General features: G+C 71.0%; 7 protein-coding genes and 1 pseudogene. 5 read left to right on the top strand and 3 right to left on the bottom strand.

The genetic code is table 11. The features are described from left to right. On the bottom strand, positions 1-269 hold a 269-nt coding region (locus tag M2271_RS35600), incomplete at its 3' end, for a transposase (RefSeq protein WP_280891577.1). Between the two features lie 25 nt (positions 270-294). Between M2271_RS35600 and tnpA the strand changes: the two are divergent. The 3 genes and pseudogenes from tnpA to M2271_RS35585 all read left to right on the top strand — a co-directional run bounded on the left by tnpA (position 295) and on the right by M2271_RS35585 (position 1,883). After that, positions 295-740: pseudogene (tnpA, locus tag M2271_RS35595) on the top strand (IS200/IS605 family transposase). A 142-nt stretch (positions 741-882) separates the two neighbouring features. Next, the gene (locus M2271_RS35590; protein WP_280891576.1) at positions 883-1,017 is read left to right on the top strand and encodes a hypothetical protein; all 135 of its coding nucleotides are present in this window, start codon (positions 883-885) and stop codon (positions 1,015-1,017) included. Between the two features lie 140 nt (positions 1,018-1,157). Then, on the top strand, positions 1,158-1,883 hold the full coding sequence (locus tag M2271_RS35585) for a L,D-transpeptidase family protein (protein ID WP_280891575.1): 726 nt from the start codon (positions 1,158-1,160) through the stop codon (positions 1,881-1,883). Here the strand turns inward: M2271_RS35585 and M2271_RS35580 are convergent. Together M2271_RS35580 and M2271_RS35575 are read right to left on the bottom strand one after the other, a co-directional pair. Further along, complete coding sequence (locus M2271_RS35580) at positions 1,870-3,390, bottom strand: HAMP domain-containing sensor histidine kinase (RefSeq protein ID WP_280891574.1); 1,521 nt, start codon at positions 3,388-3,390, stop codon at positions 1,870-1,872. The two genes, M2271_RS35585 and M2271_RS35580, sit on opposite strands and share 14 nt — an antisense overlap. After that, positions 3,387-4,127 (bottom strand): response regulator transcription factor, encoded by a 741-nt coding sequence (locus tag M2271_RS35575; protein WP_280891573.1) that lies wholly within the window; start codon positions 4,125-4,127, stop codon positions 3,387-3,389. Before M2271_RS35575 ends, M2271_RS35580 begins: the two co-directional genes overlap by 4 nt. A gap of 150 nt (positions 4,128-4,277) precedes the next feature. Here M2271_RS35575 and M2271_RS35570 point away from each other — a divergent pair, with 150 nt between their 5' ends. Together M2271_RS35570 and M2271_RS35565 are read left to right on the top strand one after the other, a co-directional pair. Further along, positions 4,278-5,630: a ferredoxin reductase family protein gene (locus M2271_RS35570; protein ID WP_280891572.1), complete on the top strand. Its 1,353-nt coding sequence runs from the start codon at positions 4,278-4,280 to the stop codon at positions 5,628-5,630. Positions 5,631-5,639: 9 nt separating this feature from the next. Then, positions 5,640-6,125 (top strand): FMN-binding protein, encoded by a 486-nt coding sequence (locus tag M2271_RS35565; RefSeq protein WP_280891571.1) that lies wholly within the window; start codon positions 5,640-5,642, stop codon positions 6,123-6,125. Positions 6,126-6,176: the final 51 nt, after the last annotated feature.

The raw sequence follows: 6,176 nt of genomic DNA, 5'->3' as shown, positions 1-6,176 counted from the left end.
CGGTAAGCGGTCTCGGCGTCGCGCAGGGACTGCTGGAGGACGACCGCGGAGACCTCGCCCAGCCAGGACCGTTCCGCTGTCCGCTTGGCCTCGGTAATCAGCCTCTTCGACAGCTCTGCGGCCTTGGGGAACGGCTGCTCGGCCTTGCGGGCGTCTTCACGGGCGCGGACCGCGTCGTTGAACACGACACGGGCGCATCCGAACGCCTTCGCCAACGCCCTCTGCTGGCCGGTGTCCGGGTACAACCTGAAGGCGTACCTGAGCTGCATGACGATCACGATACATACTTGGGTTATGGCTGAGATGCAGAAGATCAGAACTGGTAGGCACTGTACTTTCGTGATGCACGTCCACTTGGTCTTCGTGACCAAGTTCCGGCATAAAGTGTTCACGGATGATCATCTGACGCGTATGGAGGAGATCATGCGCTCGGTGTGTGCGGACTTCGAGTGCGAACTGGTGGAGTTCAACGGCGAGAACAACCACGTCCACCTGCTGGCGAACTTCCCGCCCAAGATCGCCGTGACCAAACTGGTCAACTCCCTCAAGGGTGTCTCCTCCCGCCGCCTGCGCCTGGGGGTACCGCCCGGCCGAAGGCTGGGGGAGAGTTCCCCGACCTGGAACGGCACTACTGGCGGGCCAACAAGCTCTGGTCCGGGTCCTACTTCGCCGGAACCGTCGGTGGCGCCCCGCTCTCCGTGGTCAAGCAGTACATCGAACAGCAGAACCGGCCGGTGTGAGCGCCGCCCGGCTCCGCCGGACTTGAATCCGCGACGCTCCGCGTCGCCACCACCAGATTCGCCTCACCACCGGCCTGAAGGCCGATGCACTGCGAATGAATCCCGGTAGCTCTTATGTCATCCAGGCAGCCGGTACTCCCTCGTGCGCGACCCGTTCTGGCGGCCTTTCCTCAGCCCGGTCGCGGACCGCGACGCCCAGCACGTGTTCGAGATGACCGACCTGATGCTGTACGCCTTCCAGGGGCGGACGGATCTGCTGAACCCGCTGGGTGACTGAGCGCGGACGGTCCGGTCAGCGGCGACGACACCTGCGGGCGAGCCCGAACGGGTCAGCCGAAAGGCTCAGCCCCGGACGGCCCAGCCCCGAACGGGTCAGCCCCGGTGCCGTCGCCGTTGTCGCACCGTAGGTTCGGGGCCATGCGCTCCGTCGTCGTCGCCGCTCTGGTGTCCGCGTCCCTGCTCGGCCTCGGTGCCGCACCGGGCGGTTCGCCGCCGCCCCTGCCCTCTCCCCTGCCCCTGCCCCTGCCCGCGCGGATGGCCGACACCGGGGGCGGCAGCCAACTGATCACCGCGGTGGCCGCGAAGACCGGCTCCACGTCGGGGACGCTGACGTGGTGGGAACGGCACAACGGGCGGTGGGCGAAGGCCGGTTCGGCGGCCGCCCGGTTCGGGGCGAAGGGGCTCGTCGAGGGGGCCGCGCGCCGGCAGGGGACGAACACGACGCCCACCGGGCTGTACGGCCTGCCGTACGCCTTCGGGATCAAGGAGGCGCCGGGAGGGACGACGTACGGGTACCGGGCGGTTCGGAAGAATTCCTGGTGGTGTCAGGACAATGACTCGCGGTTCTACAACCGGTGGGTGGAGCCGAGACCCGCGGACTGCCGTGCGGGTGAGTCGGAGCGGTTGATCTCGTACGAGCAGCAGTACGCGTACGCGTTCGTCATCGGGTTCAACTACGAGAAGCCGGTGCGGGGGCGGGGGGCCGGGATCTTTCTGCATGTCAACGGGCGTGGGGCCACGGCCGGCTGTGTGTCGGTGTCCGCGGCGGCGATGCGGCGGATGCTGCGGTGGGCCGAGCCGTCCAAGAAGCCGCACATCGCGGTGGGGACGGCGGGAGGCGGTACCGCGATCACGCGGTACTGAGCGTGACCGTGAACGTCGTCGCGCCGGGACGGCTCTCCAGGCTCACGCGCCCGCCGTGCGCCTCCACCACCGCCGCCACGATCGACAGGCCCAGGCCCGCACCGCCGCCCGGGGACCCGGACTTGCGGCGGTCGGCTCTGGTGAAGCGTTCGAAGACGCCGGGGCGGAGGTCTTCGGGGACCCCGGGGCCGTTGTCGTGAACCTTCAGAACGGCTGAGGGGCCCTCGGCGCCCGGGGTGATGTCCAGGATCACCGTCACCTTCGTGCCCACGGGTGTGTGCAAACGGGCGTTGGCCAACAGGTTGGCCAACACCTGTTGCAGGCGGTGTGCGTCGCCCGGCACGGTCACCGGGTCCTCCGGAAGGTCCAGCTCCCACTGGTGGCCGGGGCTCGCCGCCCGGGCGTCGGTGACCGCGTCGAGGATCAGGCGGGTGAGGTCGACGGGGGCGCGTTCCAGCGGACGGCCCGCGTCCAGGCGGGCCAGCAGCAGCAGATCGTCGACCATTTCGCCCATCCGGGACGACTCGGCGGCGATGCGGTCCAGGGCCCGGGTGACCTCCGGCGGCACCGGGCCCGGGTGCAGCAGCGCCAGCTCGGCGTGACCGCGTACCGACGCGACCGGGGTGCGCAACTCGTGGCTGGCGTCGGCGGCGAAGCTGCGCAGCCGTTCCTCGCTGGCATGGCGTTTCGTGAGCGCGTCCTCGACATGGCCGAGCATCCGGTTGAAAGCCCCGGCGACCCGGCCCACCTCGCTGCGCGGGTCCGACTCGGGGACCCGGGGCGGGAGGGTCACCTCGCCGCTGGCCAGCGGGAGTTCACTGACCCGGGTGGCGGTGGCGGCGACCCGGCTCAGCGGCCTGAGCGACCAGCGCACCCAGAGGGCGCCCGCGACGCCGGTGGCGGTGAGGGCCGCGCCGAAGACGATCGCGGCGACCAGTTCCAGGCGGTGGACGGTGGCCTTCACCGGCTCCAGGGGCAGGCCGGTGATCAGGACGTCACCGTCGACGCCCTGGGACGCCCTGACCCGGTAGGCGTCGAGTGCGGACAGGTGGACGCTGTGGCCCCGGCCGTCGCGCGGGACCGCGCTCAGTTGACGCGTGTCCCGTGGTGTCAGGGGGACGTCGGTGACGGTTCCCGGCCGGACGACTGCCGCGTTGGTGACCGCGTCGCCGACCAGGCGGGCGCCGAACGTCCCCGTCGTCTGCCTGCGGGTGTCGCCGTGCTCGTCACCGTCGTGATCGTCGGGCAGCCTCCCGCCGTGTTCCAGGCTCTCCGGGAACTGGTTCCCGGCCTGGTCGAGCTGCTCGTCGAGACGACTGGTGAGGAATCCGTTCAGCTCGACGACGGCGGCCACGCCGACGGCGGCGCAGCTGACCGCCAGCAGCACCACCAGACCGAAGGTGAGACGGGCCCGCAGGGTGCGTGGTCGCGGCAGGCGCCGCAGGGTGGGGCGCCTGAGCGTGGGGCGCCGCAGGGTGGGACGTGGCAGGCCCCGCAGGAACCTCATGCGGTCACCGGCTTGAGCACGTACCCGGCCCCGCGGACCGTGTGGATCATGGGCTCCCGGCCGGCGTCCACCTTCTTGCGCAGGTACGAGATGTACAGCTCGACGACGTGGGCACGGCCGCCGAAGTCGTACGACCAGACCCGGTCGAGGATCTGCGTCTTGCTGAGCACCCGCCGCGGATTGCGCATGAGGAAGCGAAGGAGCTCGAACTCGGTCGGGGACAGCTCGATCAGCTCCCCCGATCGGGTCACCTCGCGGGCCTCCTCGTCCATGACCAGGTCACCGACGGTCAGCCGCGGCCCCTCGTCCAGCTGTCGGGCCATGCCGGCGCGGCGCAGCAGTCCGCGCAGCCTGGCCACGACCTCCTCCAGGCTGAAGGGCTTGGTGACGTAGTCGTCGCCGCCCGCCGTGATGCCCGCGATGCGGTCCTCCACCGCGTCCCGCGCGGTGAGGAACAGCACGCAGACGTCCGGCTTGACGGTGTGCAGCGAGCGCAGCACGGCGAAGCCGTCGGTGTCGGGGAGCATCACGTCGAGGACGACGGCGTCGGGCATCAGCTCCCTGGCCTCCGTCAGCGCCGAGGCGCCGTCGCCGGCCGAGCGGACCTGCCAGCCCTCGTAGCGCAGGGCGCCGGAGAGCACCTCGGCGAGGTCGGGGTCGTCGTCGACGACGAGGACGCGCAGCGGGGTGCCGTCGGGGCGGGTGAGCGCGGGGCGGCCGGAAGGAATGGTGTGCATGGCCCTTCCAGGATCACCCCTCGCGCGGGCGGCGGGCGGCGGGCCGGCCTCTGAGTTTCCTGTGAGTGAGGTCGGAGGGTGCCCGTTCAGAGGGTGCTGAGAGGTTCGGGCCGCAGAGTTGCGTCCAGGACAGGCGAAAGGACGTACCTAATGACCACCGCGTACGAACGGCGGACGGCACCGGCCGTGACGCCGACCGCACGCCGCTCCCCCGCGGGCCCGGTGCTCGCCCTGCTGTGGGCGGGTGCGGCGGCCGTCGTGGCCCTGTGGTGGGCGGACACCGGTTCGGTGGTGGGCGCGGCGGGGTGGCTGACCGGGGCCGGGCGGATCGCCGGGCTGCTGTGCGGGTACGCCTGTGCAGTGCTCGTCGCTCTGATGGCGCGCGTTCCGCTGTTGGAGCGACGGATCGGCTCCGACCGGGTGGCCCGCTGGCACGCCATGGCCGGCCGGTACACCGTCTGTCTGCTGGTCGCGCACATCACGCTGATCCTCCTCGGATACGCGGCCCAGGACCGCGCCTCGCTGTGGCACGAGACGGTCACGGTGGTCCTCGACTACCCGGACATGCTGAAGGCGTCCTTCGGCACGGTCATCCTGTTCGCGGTGGGTATCACCTCGGCGCGCGCCGCACGGCGACGGCTCAGCCACGAGTTCTGGTACTACGTCCACCTGCTCACGTACGTCGCCGTCTTCCTCGCCTTCTTCCACCAGCTGACGCTGGGCAACGACCTCAGCGGCAACGCCCTGGCCACAGCCGCCTGGTACGCGCTGTACCTGGGTGTCGCGGCCCTGGTGGTCTGGTTCCGGTGCCTCGTGCCTGTGCGGCTGAACGTGCGCCACCGGCTGCGGGTGGAGTCCGTGCACCGGGAGGCGCCGGGCGTGTACTCCGTCGTCGTACGGGGACAGCGGCTGGACGAGCTGGGTGCGCGGGCGGGGCAGTTCTTCCGCTGGCGGTTCCTCGGCGGGGGCATGGGCTGGACATCGACGCCGTACTCGCTGTCGGCACCGCCCCGCCAGGACCTGATGCGGATCACCGTCAAGGCCCTCGGCGACCACAGCGCGGCCGTCTCCCGGCTGCGGCCCGGCACGCGGGTGTGGGCGGAGGGCCCGTACGGGTCCCTGACCGCGGACCGGCAGACCGCCCGGAAGTCCCTGCTGATCGCGGGCGGCGTCGGCATCACCCCGCTGCGGGCCCTTTTCGAGACGCTGCCCGGCCACGTCACCCTCCTCTACCGGGCGCGTACGGCCGAAGACCTCGCCCTCGGCGGCGAGCTGGAGGACATCGCACGGTGGCGCGGCGCACAGCTGCTGTACGCGCTCAACGGGCCGGACGGGCGGCGCCCGAGCCTCACGGCCCAGTCCCTGCGTGCGACCGTCCCCGACCTCGCCGGGCACGACGTCTATGTCTGCGGGCCGGACGGCTTCGCCCGCGAGCTGTACGAGGCGCTGCGCGCGGCCGGTGTGCCGGACCGTCGTATCCACCACGAGTCGTTCGATCTGTGAGGTCCCGGAGTGCACGCGTTGAAGAAGAACCGCCCGCTGCGCCGGATCGTGCTGGCGAGCGCCGCCACCGTCTCCGGGATGGTGATGCTGCTGTCGCTGAAGCCGCACTCGACGCCGACGGCGGCCCTGGCCGTACCCGCGCCGTCGAGCAGTTCGAGCAGTTCCGGCGGATCGAACGGGTCCGCCGGATCGAACGGGACGAGTGGCTCCGCCACCGGCACGAAGACCGTCACCGGCGACACGATCCAGACCCGCTGGGGCCCCGTCCAGGTCCGCATCACCCTCAAGAACGGCAGACTCACCCAGGTGACGGCGGTCTCCTACCCCACGGACAACCCCCGGGACCAGGAGATCAACAGCTACGCCCTTCCCAGGCTGCGCGGTGAGGCCCTCGAAGCCCAGAGCGCGCACATCGACGCCGTCTCGGGGGCCACGTACACGAGTGACGGTTACCGCCAGTCACTCCAGTCCGCACTGGACTCGGCACGCGGCTGAACACACCGGCGTCGGGGCACGTACCTGTGGGCCAAGGGACCACCTCGCCAC

Source organism: Streptomyces sp. LBL (genome assembly GCF_029893585.1).
Lineage (GTDB): Bacteria > Actinomycetota > Actinomycetes > Streptomycetales > Streptomycetaceae > Streptomyces.
The sequence above is the reverse complement of the archived record's forward strand: the minus strand, read 5'-3'. Positions and strand labels throughout refer to the sequence as shown.

Coding starts and splice junctions, on each gene's coding strand:
- M2271_RS35585 (WP_280891575.1), top strand. CDS start 1,158: ATGCGCTCCGTCGTCGTCGCCGCTCTGGTGTCCGCGTCCCTGCTCGGC.
- M2271_RS35570 (WP_280891572.1), top strand. CDS start 4,278: ATGACCACCGCGTACGAACGGCGGACGGCACCGGCCGTGACGCCGACC.
- M2271_RS35575 (WP_280891573.1), bottom strand. CDS start 4,127: ATGCACACCATTCCTTCCGGCCGCCCCGCGCTCACCCGCCCCGACGGC.
- M2271_RS35580 (WP_280891574.1), bottom strand. CDS start 3,390: ATGAGGTTCCTGCGGGGCCTGCCACGTCCCACCCTGCGGCGCCCCACG.